Here is a 16,911-nt window from a genome sequence, read left to right on the forward strand (position 1 = left end):
TCATGACGGAGGCCCGGGAGGAAACTATCACACATTCGTATGCAAACAAGGTTTTGCGCAGGAATGTTGCGCACAATCGAGCGCTTGCGATTTGTTGTTGCAACGCAGCAAACTTGGGATTCTAAATTTCCGCTACGGCATTGGGATGTAAGGCTTCGCTTACCCTACGGCATTGCTGGTAGTGTCAAAGCAACTCGTGGCTTTGGGCGATGTGTGCAATGCCCCGCTTCCCGCTTGAATCGCGGCTGAGTTGCACGAAGACATCGATTACGCTGGCAGCGTAGGCGATTGTATCCGCCCTGGTCAGACCTATGCCGGTTTGCATCACCATTAGCGACAACTGCTCGAGCGCTCCGCTCAGGGAGTTGGCATGAATGGTCGAAAAGCTGCCCGGGTGCCCGGTGTTGATGGCGCGCAGGAAGCTGACGCTTTCGGCGCCCCGCAATTCTCCCAGCACGATCCGATCCGGGCGCAGTCGAAGAGCAGCCTGCAGCAGTTCGTTTGCGGTGACCTTCGCTTCGCCCAGCTCGCCTTTTACGGCGACCAGACCCACACCGTTCTCTCCGGGTAGTTTGAGTTCCGGCGTATCCTCCACCAATACCACGCGTTCCTGCTTGGGAATTTCTCCAAGCATGGCGTTGAGGAAGGTGGTCTTGCCGGTGCTGGTACCGCCTGAAACAAGAATGGTGCGACGCTGGCGGATCGCTTCGCGCAGGAAGGGTACAGGCTCCGCCTGGGCATCGGGCATTGCGCCCTGTTCTGCTGGCTTCAGTGGCCCGGTGTCATAAGCGTCGAGCGGAAGGTCCAGCCTCCTGTGACGCCTGATCGCCATGGCCCAATGCTTGCGCGCTGCTGGCGGTCCGCAGAACTGCACGCGCGCGCCGTCAGGCAAGGTAGCACCCAGCAAGGGGTGTTCCCGGTTGATTCCCTGATGGCTTACCCGAGCAACCTGTTCGGCGAGGCGCTGGATCAAACGGTCGTCGATATCGGGACGGACGATCTTCTGCATTCCGCCTGCCGCCGCGTCTTCGACCCAGATTTCTCCGGGGCGGTTGACGAGGATTTCCGTTACCGTGTCGCGCTCCAGCCATTCTGCGAATGGCCTGAGATAGGCTTCGAGATAGACGCTGCGTTCGCCTTGCAGGTCGACATTCGGCGCGTCTTCTTCCGGATGTTCGTCCAGCAGGAAAGGATGGATATCGGCGCTCACCGGATGAACTGGATCAGCTTACACGCGAAAAATCGAGATCGCGCGCGGTGAAGATGCGGATCGGTTCTCCCTGGCGGACCCGCACGGTCGGCCCGCGTTGCCCGTCCTGCTGGGCTGCCGTGGCTGCTGCTGACTGGCTTGCACCCCCAAGGACGATGCCGCCCGCTCCGCCGGTGGCCAGCGTTCCCAGTCCGCCGACGACCGAGAGCAACATGGCCGATCCGAAGCGCTTGAAGAACCCGTTGCCGGACACCTCTCCCGCGAGACCCGTCGTGCCATCGAACCCGATGGCAGGCGAAGCCAGATTGACCGATGCTCCATCAGGCCGGATCAGCCGGGTCCAGATGACATATGCGCGTTTCTGGCCGTTCTGCATTCCGGATTGGTATTGACCGATCAGGCGGCTCGAACGCGGGACAAGGACCCGCCTGCCGTCGAAGCTGCGGACATCCTGGCTCACCACGGCGCGGACATAGCCGGGCACATTGGTATCGATCGCAGTCTCCAGGATTGCCGGGATCAGCGTACCCTGCGTGACCGTAGTCGATGGATTGGTCATCGCCTTGGCCTGCGCAGGAGCACCGCCAACGCCGCCAACGCGGCTTGCGAAATCGCCAGCAGAATTGCCAGTCGCAGTTTCGGCGCCGCCTTCCGCAGCTTCCATTGCCACACCCTCGGCCGCCGCTGCTAGCGCGCTGCTGGAATCGAAGACGACAGTTGGATTGTTATAGGGATTGCCCATCGCCTGCGGTTCGGGAGCTGCGGAAAGTACAGGTGCGGGAGCCGGATCGGCCATTGCGGCCTGCTGCGCCGGGGTCGGGCGTTCGATCGTGACCGCGGGAGGCGCGGCGGGTGTGGCAGCCGGTTGCGCAGCTACTTGCGGGTTTCCAACGCCCTGCGGTTCCGGGACGCGAGCTGAATCCATGCTCCAGAGCGTCACTGCACCGAGTCCGGCGACGATAGCGATCCCGGCGACCATACCCATGGCATCGCCCTTGCCACCCGGCCGCGCAACCGCAGGGAACGCGTTGCGCTGCGCAAGATCGATGATCTCGGCATCGCTATCGTCACGCGGGTCGGTATCGTTGGCGACCGTGGTGTTTTCCGGGATGCGGTTGGCAAGGCGCATTACTTGTCTCCCCTCTGGGCGAATTCGGCATCGGAACGCTGGGCGGATGCACGCTCGGGTCCGAAATTGACGAGCGTGGCACTTTCTTCACCCGCACGCAGGATAATCGAACGCGGCACGCCATCGATGACGATGGTGTCGCCGCGCACGGTGTAATTGACCGGACCTTCATCGCCCTTAGCATTGGTTACGAGGATAGCCGGTACGTCGCGGCCGACCGGCCATGTAAGGAACGTGGCCTCGCCATCATCGAAGGCGCGCTCGGGCAGTAAGGCCGTATCGCCCTCACCGTTCCAGGCAAAGTTGAGATCGGCTGGATCGACCGCGGAGAAAGGATCGGCCGGAGTCTCCGGCTGCTGGGCGGCGGCCTGTGCCAGCTCCGCCTTGCGCGCTTCTTCCTCGGGATCAATCGGATAGTCGAAGCGCAACACATAGAGCGGCTTCGCATTCGGGCTGGCAACGAGGTCGAACAGGTAGGTGCGCTTGCTGGTCACCACTGTGAGATTGGTGGCCGCGCGCGGCTCGAGCGGTTTCACGAACAGGATGTTGGCGCGCTTGTTCGGCGTGACCTGCCATGTCTGCGAATTGCCGATCGCCACATTCTCGATCGTCTCATCCTCACCGAAAATGATGCTGGCCTGCACATTGACGCGGCCCGGAAGCGTGAAAACTTCCGTCTCGTCATACATGACCTCCTGCAGGCGCGGGTCGGCAAGTGCCGGTGTAGCGCACAAAGGCAGGACGACAGAAAGGGCAAGCGCGGAAAGTAGCGCGCGTTTCATGAGTGTTTCTCCGTTGAACCGAGACTGCGCGGGGGGGCCGATTTGAACCGGCTGCCGATACCGGACGTGCGGCTTGGACCGGCGGCGACCGGTCCGGTCTGTGCGCCGCCTGATGCGGTCGCATATACCTTGGTTGTGCGCGAGGTTGTTCCTGCCCCACTGTCATTGGCCGCAGCGCTGGTGGCGATGGCCGAGACGTCGATGCGCCGGGCCTGCTCGCTCGCCTGGGTGGCGGCCTGCGCCTGCGCAAGCGGCTGCGAGACATATGTTGTCGCAGCGGGAGCGGGCAGTGAGCCGCTGCTGCTCTCCTCTTTCGACGGAACGAGACCGAAGACCGTCCATCCGGATACCATCGCTCCGGCAACTTTCAGCACCATGATCATCAGTGCGACATGCACCGCCCCGATCATGAAAAAGGCCATGCCTGCCTGCGCCGGAACGACACCCGGCTGTGCCGTGAGCGCTGAAAGGATGGGAACTGCGAGTTCGAGCATGATCGAGCCACCCAGAACCGCGAAGAGCGGTGCCAGAGCGCACATTACCACGCCTTTCAGCCAACCTGTGAAGAGGCCTCGCGTACCGTTGAACAGCGCCAGCACGACGAAGACTGGCCCCAGAGCAACGAGGATGCCGAGCGCGATCTTGGTGGTGACCAGCAAACCTACGGTGCCGAGCATGAACAGCATCGCGCCGAGCCACATCATCCCGTGGGGTGAAAACGCCGAGAAATCCTGATTATTGCCGCTGGCTTCCTGGATCGCAATGAAGACGACATCGATCTTCTGCGCGAAGACGTCGGTTGCGGAACCCTGCGTACCGGTCAGCTGACCCGCCAACCAGTCTGGCGCGAGAACGAACATGTTCCACACCACGCTCTGGTAGGCGACCCAGCTCGTCGCGAAGGTCAGCACGAGCCCGAGGGTCATCATGCGCGGCACCAGCGCGCGGACCCCGATATTGGTTCGGCCGGTCAGCAGCAGGAAGCCGAAGATCGCGATATACAGAGTGAGAATTATCGTAAGTGTGGTGCCAAGTGCGCCGCCCGGCGCGAACAGCTTGCCGAAAGCCTGCGCGCTTGCTTCGCCCGCCACGCAGTCAACGCTCCGCAGCGCTGCGGCGACGCCGTTGCCTACCTGCTGGGCGACTTGCTGGCACGCAGCGCTGGTCATTCTGCGGCCAATCCTATTTCGAAATCATCGCCCATGGCATCGTTCGGCCCGCCCGGCCACGCGGAGCCAGTAAGCGTGGGATACCAGTCGGCGGGCGCATCGCCCATGGCTGCGCGCAGCACGTCGAGACGACGAACCGAACTCTCGCGGCCCGAAAGCAGTGTCAGCACTTCGGGCGCACCTGAAAGATCCAGGCGCACTACTACGCTTGCATCGGGTTGGCGCACGAGGAAGCAGCGGCTGTGTGCGGGCAGGCTGCGGATCAGCGCCAGCTCGTGGCTCGTCAGGCCGAACCCGTCACAGTAATCCTCTGCGCGGGCGCGGGAGTTGGGCATGAAGACCATGGTCGCGGTCTGCTCGACCAATGCGGTGGAAATACGGCTTTCCAGCGCATCGCGGGCAGACTGCGTGGCGAAACCGACGAGTGCGTTGCGTTTACGCAACGTCTTGAGCCAGTCGCGGATGCGGGCTGCGAATACCTCGTCGTCGAGCGCCTTCCACCCCTCATCGATCAGGATCATCGTGGGCTTGCCGTCCAGACGTTCTTCTATCCGGTGAAATAGGTACATCATGACCGGTGTGCGCAACTTCGGGTTTTCAAGCAGCGCGGTCATGTCGAAGCCGAGCACGCGCGCGGTTAGGTCCAGCTTGTCTTCGGCATTGTCGAAGAGCCAAGCATTCTCGCCCTCCCCGATCCAAGCGCCCAGGCGATCCGCCAGATCGCCGGGCTGCGGGCGGCGACTTCCCGAAAGCAGTTCCTTGAAATTGCGTAGGCGGCGCAGGCTTGCGTCATTTGCATAAGCGGCATCGACCGCATGCGCTATCGTCGCGTCCTCTTCCGGGCCCTCCGCCTTGAGCAGGACCGACAGCCAGTCGCGCAGGAACGCCTTGTTTCCCGCCGTGTCGGGCAAAGCCATCGGGTTGAACCCGGTCGGCTCGCCAGCCCGGATACTGTCGTAGCTTCCGCCGATGCCGCGGACGAACAGTTCGGCACCGCGATCCTTGTCGAACAGGATCGTACGGGGCGCGAATTTCTGCGCCTGCGCGGCAAGGAAGTTCATAACCACGGTCTTGCCTGAACCGGACGGCCCGATGACCGAGAAATTGCCCAGGTCGCCGTGATGGAAATTGAAGAAGAAGGGCGTCGCGCTGGTGGTTTCCAGCAGCGTCACCGCCTCGCCCCAGTGATTGCCCTGCGCTTGCCCGAGCGCGAATCCATGGAGGCTGCCGAAGCTCGCCATATTTGCGCTCGAAATCAGAGCGCGGCGGACGAGATAGCCTTCGTTGCCTGGGAACTGGCCCCAGAAGGCCGGTTCGAGATTGGTGTCCTCGCGAACGGCGATCGCACCGGTATCTGCAAGCGCGGCGGCACAGGCGGCGGTAGCATCGTCGAGCCGGCCGAGGTCACGTTCCTTGACCATAACGGTCAGGTGATGATCGCCAAACCCGACTGCGCCATTACCCAGCGCATCGCGCGCGGCCATCATGTCGGCTCGTTCGGCGGCAGCCTCTTCATCTGCACTCTTGAGGCGGCGGATCGCAAGGTCCATCCGTTCGCGGGCAGTCTGGCGCTCGGCGGGCGCATAACTTTCGGAAACGACCATCTCGAACGGCAGGCGCAGAAGCCCATCGAGCAAGCCCGGACTGGTCGCTTCGGGATAATCCTTGAGGCCGAGAATAGAGGCGAAATCGGGCGATCCCGAACCACGCATTTCGAGCGCGTCGAGACCGAAGCTCACGCGGCGATAAGGCAGCATCATGCCGAGATCGACATCATCCGATGGCTTGCGGACCGGGCGCATCTCGCCATTGTAGAGAGCCGAAAGCAGCTCCAGCATTTCCGAATTCACATTGCCTTGCGGCCCAACGTAGTCCCCGAGGACCGTTGCCCCGTAAGCCTGCAAGGAAGCGACCAATCCTTGCGATGCCGCCCTCAGCGATCGCAGATCTTTCGGATCGGCTTCCAGTTCGTGATTGCGACGCTTCGCTCTCTTCGAAATCCGTTCGACCAGGCCAGCCTTGCCTCTTGCGGGGCGCCGGATCAGCGTGATGAACTGGTCGTTCACGAACAACTGGCCGGAGCCGAGACGTTCCTTCCACCGGGCATCGATATGGCGACTGATCGGATCGGGGAATTCCGCGTCGAGTTCCACCGAGACACGGCGACGAATGACGTGGTGATACATGACGAAACGCGCGTCGAGCGTGCTGCGGAGCATTACCTCGCGCGTGGCGGCATGAGCGTTGAGGGCTTCGCTATCCTCCGTCTCGAAAAGGAGGCCGGGAACCTGGATCGCAGTCATCAAGCTGCCGTCGCGCATCAGTACGGTATGCTCGTCGACTAGCCTGGCATAGGGTAGCCGATCGCCCGCGCGAGCCTCTTTCGCACTCCACGAAGCGGGCCCGATCCATTTATCCTTACGCGGCATAGCTGTTACACCCCCAGCGCTTATAGTTCTTCACGCGCGGGCATTTCGACACCTTGGTCATCCAGAGGTCGAAAATGCGCGGCTCGCGCAGGCAGGCGAAATAGCCGACCCCGTGCATCACCAGCGCCGCGAACAGCGCCCAGAAACTGCCGGTGATCAGGAACACCTCGGTCGTCACCACCCCGTTGATGATGAAATAGTTGAACGTCACGCCCGCAAACATCTGCGGCCGCGTAAGCGCCCTGTGGACGGGGTGGCGGACGAGCGCAGTCATGTCAGGCCGCGACGCCCTGGATACCAGCAACGATCGAAGCCGCACCGAAAAGGATGAATACGCCGATGATCACCGTCGCACCGAAGCGCCAATTGAGGCGGCCCGTCAGCATCATGAAGCCGACCGCGGCAACCGCCATCACTGCAACGGCAGTAGCGACATTGCCCAGCAACGTACCCTGCAGCCAGCCCAGCGCATTGACGATGGGCCCGGACCCGGCCGGATCGCTCTGCATCGTTTGTGCGAGGGCGGCGGTTGGACCGAAAAGTGCAGCCAATCCGGCCACCATTGCGAAAAGCGATTTCAAGTTATTCTACTCCCGTGAGTGATCGGCAAGGCGGCCCATGATGGAGGCCACGTAATTCTGTGTTTCGCGGATGCGCGGAATTCCGTTCGCACGCTCTACCCGGCCCGGCCCGGCGTTATACGCCGCAAGCGCTTTCTCCAGGTCGCCATCGAACCGGTCGAGCTGCTCGCGCAAATACCGCGCGCCGCCTTCGAGGTTGGCGAACGGATCGCGCGGGTCGACGCCCATGTCGCGGGCCGTCCCCGGCATCAACTGGGCAAGCCCCTGCGCACCGACCGGCGACACGGCATTGTGCCGCCATCGGCTTTCCTGCCAGACCATCGCTTCGATCAGGGAAGGACTGAGGTCGAACCGCGCGGCGAGTTCCGCCACTTTGGCCCGATAGATTTCGGGAATGCCCTGCGCGTGGTTTTCCGGAACAGCGACTACAGTTTCCGGCACCCAGATATCCGCCGGAACTTCTGCGATGGGCGTTGCAAATTCTGCGCTCATGGCTTGGGCAGGAGCCATCGCGGCCTCTCCGCCGGCAATCCAGCGCGCGCCGTCAGCGTCGATCTCCAAGACATCCGCTTTCACCGGGAAAGCAGTAAGCGCCAGGCAGGCCAATCCTGCATATGGCGCAAAGCGTGCGCGAATCATTGTCGTACGCCCTCCGTGCGACCCCAGTGACCACCCTACATGACAATGGGGTGACAAGACCCTGAATGTACCAGAATTCCTTGCCCCTGCAAAGAGAAGGCCCGCACCTCCGGGATGGAGGAGCGGGCCTAGTCAGGAGATTCCCGGTGGCGGGAATAATTAGCGAACGGCTAAAGCCTCGTAGCCGCGGAACTCGCCTTGATCGAGCATTGCCAGGCCACGGCGAGCAATCACCTTGGAATCGATCCAATCGCCGGTGGACGTCTGCAATTCGTACCGCTCCGCGTTGCGGGCCGCGGCATCGAATCTTTCGCGAGCCTCTCCATAATCACCGAGACGCGCGAGCGCGATGCCGTGGTTGATTTGGCGAGCCGGATCATCGGTTGGCAAATTCTTGCAATTCTCGATCGCCTCAAGTGCGGCACGATCTTCGCCTGCGAGGAGTTCATCATAACCGATATCGTATTCAGCTTCGGGCGCTGAAACGATCATCACCGGAGCCTCTGCGGCGAAAAGCAGCATGGTTGCAGCCAATAAAGACATTGTCGTTCTCCCAAACTTATGGGGAATCGATACGACGCCAAACCTACATCTGCAACAAAACCGTAACATTGTCATATTTCTGAAATGTGCGCCGAACGATCCGAAATCTGTTGAAACTGCAACATAACGGTCATGAAGCGACACAAACTGTCACACGCCGCTCCTAGCTGGCGAGTCGCGATCAACGAATTCGCATTCGAATTTCTCGACTCATCCGGTTTTTTGAGGGGACCGCATCCGTGACCAAATTTCACCGCTCGCTCATCCTAGGCACTTCCGCACTGGCCCTTGCCGGCTGCGGCGCAGATGAAATCGTTTCACCCGGCACCGGTGGCGACGTCATCATCAATCCCGGCGGTGGTGGTGGTACACCAACACCCACCCCGACCCCGCCTTCGTCGGAGGTTACTCCGGCTGCAGGCTGTCCGACTATCAGCGACCCGGTCGGCCTGACGGATAGCGGCACCATTTCGGGTCCGACCGGCGAATATCGCGTCTGCACCATGCCTGCACGCTTTACCGCCAGTTCGACTTTGCCCTACATCGAAGGCCTGCTCTATCGCATGAATGGCCGCGTCGATGTTGGCACCGACGGCGGACCCGCCGCCGATGACAGCGACGGCCTTTCCGATACCGATGTCCAGTTGACGATTGAACCCGGCGTGATGGTGTACGCTTCCGGATCGAGCTTCCTGAACGTCAATCGCGGCAACACCATTCAGGCTAACGGCACCGCCGACCGCCCGATTATCTTCACCAGCCGCGACAACGTCCAGGGTCTCAATACCGACAGTTCTTCGGGCCAGTGGGGCGGCGTCGTGCTGTCTGGTCGCGCTCCGGTGACCGATTGCATCGCTTCGGGCGCGACTCCCGGTACGGTGAACTGCGAACGTCAGGTCGAAGGCGCGGCCCAGCCTGCCATCTTCGGCGGCGCGACTCCGGCGGACAGCTCGGGCAGCATGAGCTACGTCCAGATTCGTTACTCTGGCTTCGTCCTTTCCGGTGACAGCGAGCTTCAGTCGTTGACCACCGGGGGTACAGGTTCGGGCACCGAACTCAGCCACATCATGAGCTTCAACAGCTCGGATGATGGCGTCGAATTCTTCGGCGGTCGTGTAAACGTATCGAACCTGATCGTGGTCGGTGCGGAAGATGACGCGATCGATACCGACACCGGCGTCCAAGCCAATATGCAGTATGTCATCGCAATCCAGCGCCCCGGCGCCGGTGATACCATCATCGAATCGGATTCTGACAACGCCTTCAACGACAGCACTCCGCGTCAGAACACGCGTATCTCGAACGCCACGTTTGTGCATCAGAACGCCAACGATCAGGCTATCCGGATCCGCGGCTTTGCCGACTATTCGATCGCCAACTCGGTTCTCGTTTCGAACCAGGGCACGGCATGCCTCCGTGTCGACGGACAGGAAGAACTCTTCCGCGCTGCCGACGCCTCGATCGACGAAGCTGGGCCGGTCGCATTCGATAGCTTCGTGCTCGACTGCGAAACCCCGTTCCGTGACGGTTCGGGTTCGACTGCAGCCGAAATGGAAAGCGTCTTCGATGATGGCACCAACAACAATTCGGCCTTCACGAACACTCTCTCGATGCTGTTCCTTAACGGAACCAACGAAGATGCCGTCCCCGTGTTCGATGTGAGCACCTGGGCACCCTTCTTTGAAACGCCAGCCCGCATTGGCGCAGTTTTCACCGAAAATGCCGACTGGGTGAATGGCTGGACCTGCACCTCCGCCACGGTGACTTTCGACAGCTCCACGTCGGCTTGCACCAGCCTGCCGGTCTACGACTGATTGCACGACTAAGGAGCGGGGGCGTGCGCCGCACGTCCCCGCTCACTCATCCGATTGATACGCTTTCGACCTGATTTGAGGGGGTCACTCACATGTCATCCGGCAAGCAGCTAACCGCACTGCTCCTGCTCACCACCGCCCTGACCTTCCCAAGTGCCGCCTTTGCGCAGAGCACGGGTGCTGGAGGTCCGCCGCCAACCGAAGACGAAGTTCCCGACGAAGAACTTACCGACGACGTCGATGCGGCTAACACAACCGTTCCCGGCGACATTGTCGAGGAAGAGGCCCAGCCCGATATCTCCGTTCCAGGCGGCACCATCGTGGTCACGGGTCGCCGTACACGCGACGTGACCCGCGCCTCCCCGCAGGTCGTGACGGTGCTCGACACCGAATCCATCGCACGCACGGGCGAAGGTGATATTGCCGGCGCTCTCGGTCGCGTTACCGGTCTTTCGCAGCAGGGTAACGGGCTCGTGTATGTTCGCGGCCTTGGCGACCGCTACTCGCTCGCCCTGCTTAATGGATTGCCGCTACCTTCGCCGCAGCCACTCAGCCGGGTCGTTCCCCTCGACATTTTCCCCACCAGCGTCGTCGCGTCCAGCCTCGTCCAGAAAACCTATTCGGCCAACTTCCCGGGCGAATTCGGCGGCGGCGTGATCAACCTGACCACGCGCGCGATCCCGACCGAAAGCTTCCTGACCGTCAGCGGCTCTCTCAGCGGCGACACCGAAACCACTTTCGGCCCGGGCTACACCTATTTCGGCGGCGACCTCGACTGGACCGGCTTCGACGAAGGGCGCCGAGACGTATCCAATTACGGTGCCCTCCAAGGCTTTTTCGACAGCGGAGCACGGGTGAATGACGAAGGCGTCGATACCACCGCCATACTCAAGGATATCAACGATCCCAATCTGTATCTGCTGCAGAAGATCGGAGACGTGCCAACCAACTTCAGCGCGGGTGTGACTGCAGGAACTTCATTCGACGTCGGCTCCGACGGACTGCTGGGGATCATCGCTACCGGTTCGATCAGCAACAAGTGGCGCAATCGTCTCATCACCAAGCAGACCGCGGTGAACGAAGAACTCGAACTCGATACGGATTTCCGAGAGTTCGTTACCGACAATCGCGTCCTTGTGAACGGCCTACTCGGCTTCGGCCTGGAGATTGCCGAGCACAAGTTCCGGTTCACCAATCTCTATATCCACGACACGCTCAAGCGTGCATCGCTGGAAGAAGGAACCGATTTCCAGGATGGCGACGATGCGCTGATCCAGGATACCGCCTGGTTCGAACGCCAGCTGTTCAACAGCCAGTTCGTAGGCGAACTCGAATTCGGCGATCTGTCGATCGATTTGCGCGGCGGCTATGCCCAGACAAAGCGCGAGGCTCCGTTCGAATGGACCTTTGAATATGTCCGTACGAATAACGAGAACGACCCCTACGGTGATCTCTATCTCAACACGCTCGACCCCCAGCGCGGCGGTGCGATCGTCAGCTTCTCGGATCTGACCGAAGACCTGTGGTATGGTGGTGCGGATGTCAGCTACGCTTTTAGCGATTGGCTGAACGCGACCGTCGGCTATGCCTATACCGACACCGCCCGCTTTTCGACGCGGCGTGAGTTCGACATCCGTGCATCCTCGGGCTTTCCCGAAGGGTTCGGCGCCTTCCGCCCCGACAACCTTCTCGGCGATGCGCTGATCGACTTCGCCTTCGATCGCGATGCGCAGGAAGCGGGCGGCATTGGGCCATACGAGCTCATCATTTTCGAGACGACCCAGTCGGACCCGGCCTTTGCCGCAGCGCTGGAGATCCATGCCGGATACGGCAAGGTGAACCTGCGTCCGTTCGACCGGCTGACACTCGATGTCGGAGTTCGCTACGAGGATGCTGTCCAGTCGGTCGAAGCAGTCGAAGTGTTTGCCGAACCGCTCGGCTCGAACAGCGGCACACTGCTGGAAAACGACTATTGGCTGCCGGGCGGCACGCTTACTTGGGAGGTAACAGACAGTCTCCAGTTCCGTGCCAGCGCCTCCAAGACCATCGCTCGCCCGCAGTTCCGCGAGCTGATCTTCCAGACCTATTTCGATCCGGAAACCAACCGCCAGTTCAACGGTAACCCGCGTCTCATCGACAGCGAGCTGACCAATTACGAAGCACGCCTCGAATATTACATGGGCGGCGGCAGCCGCGCGAGCGTGGCGGGCTTCTACAAGGACATCGAAAATCCGATCGAGGTCTTCACCAGCTTCTCGGACAACGAGATCGTCAGCGGGTTCGCGAATGCTCCGAAGGCCGAACTGTATGGTGCGGAGGCCGAGTTCCAGTATAACTACGATCTGATCGATCTGGGCGGATGGTTCGATAGCCAGCAATTGGTGGCAATCGCCAACTACACGTACACGCAGTCGGAAATCATGGTTGGCCCTGACGATATTGCACGGGTCTTCCCCTTTGCCGACCAGCCGGCGACCAACTTCTTCGATAATGGCGTCCCGCTGACCGGCCAGTCCGATCACCTCGTGAACCTGCAATTGGGCCTCGAGGACCTCGACCGGCTGAGCCAGTTCACCGTCCTGCTGAAATACGCCAGCGAGCGGGTCACCAGCCGCGGTGCGGGTCCGCTTCCGGACATCATCGAAGAGCCTGGCTTCACGCTGGACTTCGTCGTCCGCCAGGGTTTCGAGCTGGCCGGCAAGGAATTCGAGCTTAAGCTGGAAGCGCGGAACCTCACCGGACAGGGCCATGAAGAGTTCCAGACCAACGGTACCAACCGGATCGAGATCAACAGCTACGATGTAGGCCGCAGCTTCAGCCTGGGCGCATCGGTCAAGTTCTGAGGTCTATCCCTCGGAGAGACTGCAGGGGCCGCTCCTTTCCGGAGCGGCCCTTTTTTATCGGCAGGTCTGAAAATCAGTGACTGTCGTAGACGTAGCCCAGCGACCGCACCGTGCGGATCGGGTCGCCCGCCCCCACGTCGCGCAGTGCGCGTCGCAGGCGGCCGATCCATACATCCACCGTGCGCTCGTCGATCGGCGGCTCCTGCTTGCCCAGCCCGTCGATAAGCTCGTTCCGACTGAGCACCCTGTCCGCGTTCTCGGCAAAGAACCGCAGCAGGCGGAACTCGTTGGGACGAAGCGAGATAGGCTTCGTCTGCCAGCGGGCCTGCAAGGCAGGGAGGTCAATTTCCAGATCACCCAGCTGGAAGGGGCGTGTCGATACAGTCGTCGCGCGTCCGGTGCCCAGCGCCAGGACACGGTCGAGGATATTCGTCCGCTCGACCGGCCCCACCATGTAATCGTCGGCACCTGCAGCAAGGGCGCGGCGCTTGTCTTCCTGGTCGCAGGTTTCGAGGACGATGGTGATGTGAGCGTCGGACGTACGCGCATCCGCCCGCAGGCGGCGACACATTTCCAGCCCGGACATCTCGTCCATCACCCAGTCGATGAAGGCGCAGACCGGTCCCTCGAGCAACCGGTGGGGACCCGCGCCAGTCAGCCGATCGAAAACATAGCGCGTATCGCCATGGTCGAAATCGGCAAAGTCGGCAGCCTCTTCGCCGGTCATCAATATCGTAATTACGTTCACGGGTGAGCGTCCCCTGGTCCCCTGTATCGGGGATCAGCGATGGCGCAGGGATATGACTGGTGTGTGACCGTCGGGTTCGGTTTGTAACAGTCGCCGGTCAGCCGTTCTTGGCTGTGATCTTTCCGAATGCGGGAGCGGTCGACTGCACGCCCACAGGGCTCTTGGGCAGATAAGGCGCTTCAAGCCGCTCGACTTCCTCTTCGCTCAGACGAAGCGACATCGCGTCGAGCGCTGCACCGATGTGGCCCGGCTTCGTAGCGCCGATGATGGGAGCAGTGATCCCCTTTGCAAAATGCCAGGCAAGCGCGACGGTCGCACGCGACGTGCCGCGCTCTTCCGCGATCGCGCCGACAGTCTCGATAACTGCGCGGTCGGCATCGATGTTCTGGGTGTAGAGCGTCTTTCCGAAACCGTCCGTCTCGCTCCGCACGGTGGTCTCGTCCCAGGCTCTCGCCAGTCGACCGCGGGCGAGCGGTGACCACGGAATCAGGCTCACGCCCTGGTCGCGACAGAGCGGGATCATTTCGCGCTCCTCCTCGCGGTACAGCAGGTTAACGTGGTTCTGCATCGAGACGAAGGTGGTCCAGCCACGGCTTCGTGCTGCCTCCTGCGCCTTCGCGAATTGCCATGCCGCCATGGACGACGCGCCGATATAACGCGCTTTTCCCGCTTTCACGATGTCGTGCAGCGTCTCCATCGTTTCCTCAATGGGTGTGGTTTCGTCCCACCGGTGGATCTGGAACAGGTCGACATAATCCATATCCAGCCGAGTGAGGCTATCATCGATGGCTTGCAGCAGGCTCTTGCGTGAAAGACCGCCCGCATTCGGAGTGTTCCGCCACGGGAGGTATGCCTTGGTGGCCACCACGATTTCGTCCCGGTGGGTGAATTCGGGCAGCAGCCTGCCGACAACCTCTTCCGAAGCCCCCTTGGAATACATATTGGCCGTATCGAAGAAGTTGATACCTGCCTCCACCGCTTCCCGGATGAAGGGGCGGCTCTCGTCTTCGCCGAGCACCCAATCCCCGTGCCAGCCCCTGGTAGTGTCCCCATAGCTCATGCACCCGAGGCAAAGCCGCGAGACCTTCATTCCGGAAGTGCCCAGATTGACGTATTCCATATCGATCAGCTTCCTACACTCAGACCGCCATCGACGCTGACGGTCTGGCCGACGACGTAATCGGCCAGTGGCGACGCCAGGAACAGCGCCACGCCTGCCATATCCTGCGGCAGTCCCAAGCGGCCACGAGGCGTGCTGGCGATGGTCGCATCGCGAAACTTCTCGTTTCCGAGAAACGCGTCGTTGATCTTGGTATGGACATAGCCGGGGGCGATGCCGTTGACCCGGATACCTTCTGCCGCGAAGGCGACGCCGAGCGATTTGACCATGCTGATTGCCGCCGCCTTGCTTGCGCCATAAGCTGGATTGCCGATCAGCCCGCGGTAGCCCCCGACGGAGCTGACGATCAGCAGGGATCCCCCGGTGTCCGCCAGTTTGCCCCGCACCGCGTTGGCGCAATCGAGCAAAGAGTCCAGATTTACGGCCATAACTTCGTCCCAGCCTTCGCGGCTGTACTCTTCGCGATTGTACCGCGCGATGCCCTGGCACAAAACCACCACGTCTAGCCGCTCGGGCCATGGGAATGCGTCTACGGCTGCTCGGTCTGCGACATTCAGCGAATGGAATTCCAGACCCGCAAGAACGCTGCCCTCGCTTTCGGAATAGTCATCTGGATTTTGCCGCGTGCCGGTTACATGCACCGTCGCACCCTGCTCGAGGAAACCGTGCGCGATACCATTGCCGATCCCGCTGGTCCCTCCGATGACGAGGACGGTCTTGCCTGAAAAGTCGAGTGGGTTTGCCATTTCTGCTTCCTTAAATCGAACGGCTGATGACTTCCTTCATGATTTCGTTCGTGCCGCCGTAGATGCGCTGGACCCGCGCATCGCGCCACAGCCGTGCAATTGGATATTCGTTCATGTAGCCCGCGCCGCCATGCAGCTGGAGCGCCTTGTCGCAGCATTCCCACTGCAGTTCGGTGTGCCAGAGCTTGGCCGCGCTGGCTTCATCGGTCGTTAGTTCGCCCTTGAGATGGCGCAGGATGGCCCAGTCCAGATGCGCCCAGCCGACCTGCAGTTTGGCCGCCAGGTCGGCGAGGACGAATTTGGTGTTTTGGAATTCAAACACGGTCTTCCCGAATGCCTTGCGGTCCTTCACGAATTTGACCGCCTCGTCGAAAGCGCGCTGTGCGCCCGCCTGCGCGCCAACCGCGATGGACAGGCGTTCTTGCGGGAGTTCTTCCATCAGGTGGATGAATCCGCGCCCTTCCCCGCCGAGCAGATTGCCCTTCGGCACCCTGCAGTCATTGAAGAACAGTTCCGAAGTGTCGGCGGAATGCTGTCCGATCTTGTCGAGATTGCGCCCACGCTCGAAGCCCGCCGTGCCCGCATCGACGAGGATGAGGCTAGTGCCCTTGGCGCCCTGCGCCGGATCGGTCTTGGCGACGACGATCACGCAATCGGCGTTCTGTCCATTGGTGATGTAGGTCTTGGACCCGTTCACCACCCATTGCTCGCCATCCAGTACCGCCGTTGTGCGCACGCCCTGCAAGTCGGATCCCGCGCCCGGTTCGGTCATGGCAATGGCGGTGATGATGTCGCCGGACACCATGCCGGGCAGGTATCTTGCCTTCTGCTCTTCCGTGCCGAGCCGCTCGAAGTAATTGACCGTGATATCGTTCTGGAGGGTAAAACCGGCAGACGAACCGAGATAGCTCAGCTCTTCGGTGACAATGCAGTTAAAACCGAAATCGAGGCCGAGCCCGCCATTCTCTTCGCTGACGGTCGGGCAGAGCATGCCCGCTTCGCCCAGTGCCTTCCACGCTTCGCGGCCGACGATCCCTTCTTCCTCGTGCTGGTCGAGGTACGGGGTCATGTGTTCGGCGAAGACCCTGCGCACGGTGTCACGGAAGGCTTCGTGGTCTTCGTTATAGGCAAAGCGCTTGCTGGCATCGAGCATGTTGG

Annotated in this window: 15 protein-coding genes; 2 read left to right on the forward strand and 13 right to left on the reverse strand. The window is 61.3% G+C overall.

Features of this window, described 5'->3' with window-relative positions; genetic code table 11:
- Positions 1-184: 184 nt before the first annotated feature.
- The 9 genes from virB11 to GRI69_RS06600 form a co-directional block, all read right to left on the reverse strand.
- A complete protein-coding gene (gene virB11 / locus GRI69_RS06560) occupies positions 185-1,210 on the reverse strand; it encodes a P-type DNA transfer ATPase VirB11 (protein WP_160727451.1) in 1,026 nt (341 codons plus the stop codon).
- Between the two features lie 13 nt (positions 1,211-1,223).
- Positions 1,224-2,339 (reverse strand): TrbI/VirB10 family protein, encoded by a 1,116-nt coding sequence (locus GRI69_RS06565; RefSeq protein ID WP_160727452.1) that lies wholly within the window; start codon positions 2,337-2,339, stop codon positions 1,224-1,226.
- Positions 2,339-3,121, reverse strand: a complete 783-nt coding sequence (locus GRI69_RS06570) for a TrbG/VirB9 family P-type conjugative transfer protein (RefSeq protein WP_160727453.1) — start codon at positions 3,119-3,121, stop codon at positions 2,339-2,341. The genes GRI69_RS06565 and GRI69_RS06570 overlap by 1 nt, the downstream gene beginning before the upstream one ends.
- A complete protein-coding gene (locus GRI69_RS06575) occupies positions 3,118-4,290 on the reverse strand; it encodes a TrbL/VirB6 family protein (protein ID WP_160727454.1) in 1,173 nt (390 codons plus the stop codon). Before GRI69_RS06575 ends, GRI69_RS06570 begins: the two co-directional genes overlap by 4 nt.
- Positions 4,287-6,719: a VirB4 family type IV secretion/conjugal transfer ATPase gene (locus GRI69_RS06580; protein WP_160727455.1), complete on the reverse strand. Its 2,433-nt coding sequence runs from the start codon at positions 6,717-6,719 to the stop codon at positions 4,287-4,289. The genes GRI69_RS06575 and GRI69_RS06580 overlap by 4 nt, the downstream gene beginning before the upstream one ends.
- Positions 6,709-6,993 (reverse strand): VirB3 family type IV secretion system protein, encoded by a 285-nt coding sequence (locus GRI69_RS06585; protein ID WP_160727456.1) that lies wholly within the window; start codon positions 6,991-6,993, stop codon positions 6,709-6,711. Before GRI69_RS06585 ends, GRI69_RS06580 begins: the two co-directional genes overlap by 11 nt.
- A 1-nt stretch (position 6,994) precedes the next feature.
- Complete coding sequence (locus tag GRI69_RS06590; protein WP_160727511.1) at positions 6,995-7,282, reverse strand: TrbC/VirB2 family protein; 288 nt, start codon at positions 7,280-7,282, stop codon at positions 6,995-6,997.
- Between the two features lie 24 nt (positions 7,283-7,306).
- On the reverse strand, positions 7,307-7,939 hold the full coding sequence (locus GRI69_RS06595) for a lytic transglycosylase domain-containing protein (RefSeq protein WP_160727457.1): 633 nt from the start codon (positions 7,937-7,939) through the stop codon (positions 7,307-7,309).
- A 159-nt stretch (positions 7,940-8,098) separates the two neighbouring features.
- Complete coding sequence (locus GRI69_RS06600) at positions 8,099-8,482, reverse strand: hypothetical protein (RefSeq protein WP_160727458.1); 384 nt, start codon at positions 8,480-8,482, stop codon at positions 8,099-8,101.
- A 239-nt stretch (positions 8,483-8,721) separates the two neighbouring features.
- On the opposite strand from GRI69_RS06600, the gene GRI69_RS06605 reads away from it, so the two are divergent.
- Positions 8,722-10,296 carry a hypothetical protein gene (locus GRI69_RS06605; RefSeq protein WP_160727459.1) on the forward strand — a complete coding sequence of 525 codons (1,575 nt, stop codon included), beginning with the start codon at positions 8,722-8,724 and terminating at the stop codon, positions 10,294-10,296.
- Positions 10,297-10,388: 92 nt separating this feature from the next.
- The gene (locus GRI69_RS06610; protein WP_160727460.1) at positions 10,389-13,139 is read left to right on the forward strand and encodes a TonB-dependent receptor domain-containing protein; all 2,751 of its coding nucleotides are present in this window, start codon (positions 10,389-10,391) and stop codon (positions 13,137-13,139) included.
- A gap of 73 nt (positions 13,140-13,212) precedes the next feature.
- On the opposite strand, the gene GRI69_RS06615 is transcribed toward GRI69_RS06610, so the two are convergent.
- The 4 genes from GRI69_RS06615 to GRI69_RS06630 all read right to left on the reverse strand — a co-directional run bounded on the left by GRI69_RS06615 (position 13,213) and on the right by GRI69_RS06630 (position 16,906).
- Complete coding sequence (locus GRI69_RS06615) at positions 13,213-13,887, reverse strand: response regulator transcription factor (protein WP_337191037.1); 675 nt, start codon at positions 13,885-13,887, stop codon at positions 13,213-13,215.
- Positions 13,888-13,984: 97 nt separating this feature from the next.
- Positions 13,985-15,007: an aldo/keto reductase gene (locus GRI69_RS06620; RefSeq protein WP_160727461.1), complete on the reverse strand. Its 1,023-nt coding sequence runs from the start codon at positions 15,005-15,007 to the stop codon at positions 13,985-13,987.
- A 5-nt stretch (positions 15,008-15,012) separates the two neighbouring features.
- Positions 15,013-15,753 (reverse strand): SDR family NAD(P)-dependent oxidoreductase, encoded by a 741-nt coding sequence (locus tag GRI69_RS06625; protein WP_160727462.1) that lies wholly within the window; start codon positions 15,751-15,753, stop codon positions 15,013-15,015.
- A 10-nt stretch (positions 15,754-15,763) separates the two neighbouring features.
- Positions 15,764-16,906: an acyl-CoA dehydrogenase family protein gene (locus GRI69_RS06630; RefSeq protein ID WP_160727463.1), complete on the reverse strand. Its 1,143-nt coding sequence runs from the start codon at positions 16,904-16,906 to the stop codon at positions 15,764-15,766.
- Between the last annotated feature and the right edge of the window lie 5 nt (positions 16,907-16,911).

The sequence above is a fragment of the Qipengyuania vulgaris genome (assembly GCF_009827325.1).
In the GTDB taxonomy this organism is placed as follows: domain Bacteria; phylum Pseudomonadota; class Alphaproteobacteria; order Sphingomonadales; family Sphingomonadaceae; genus Qipengyuania; species Qipengyuania vulgaris.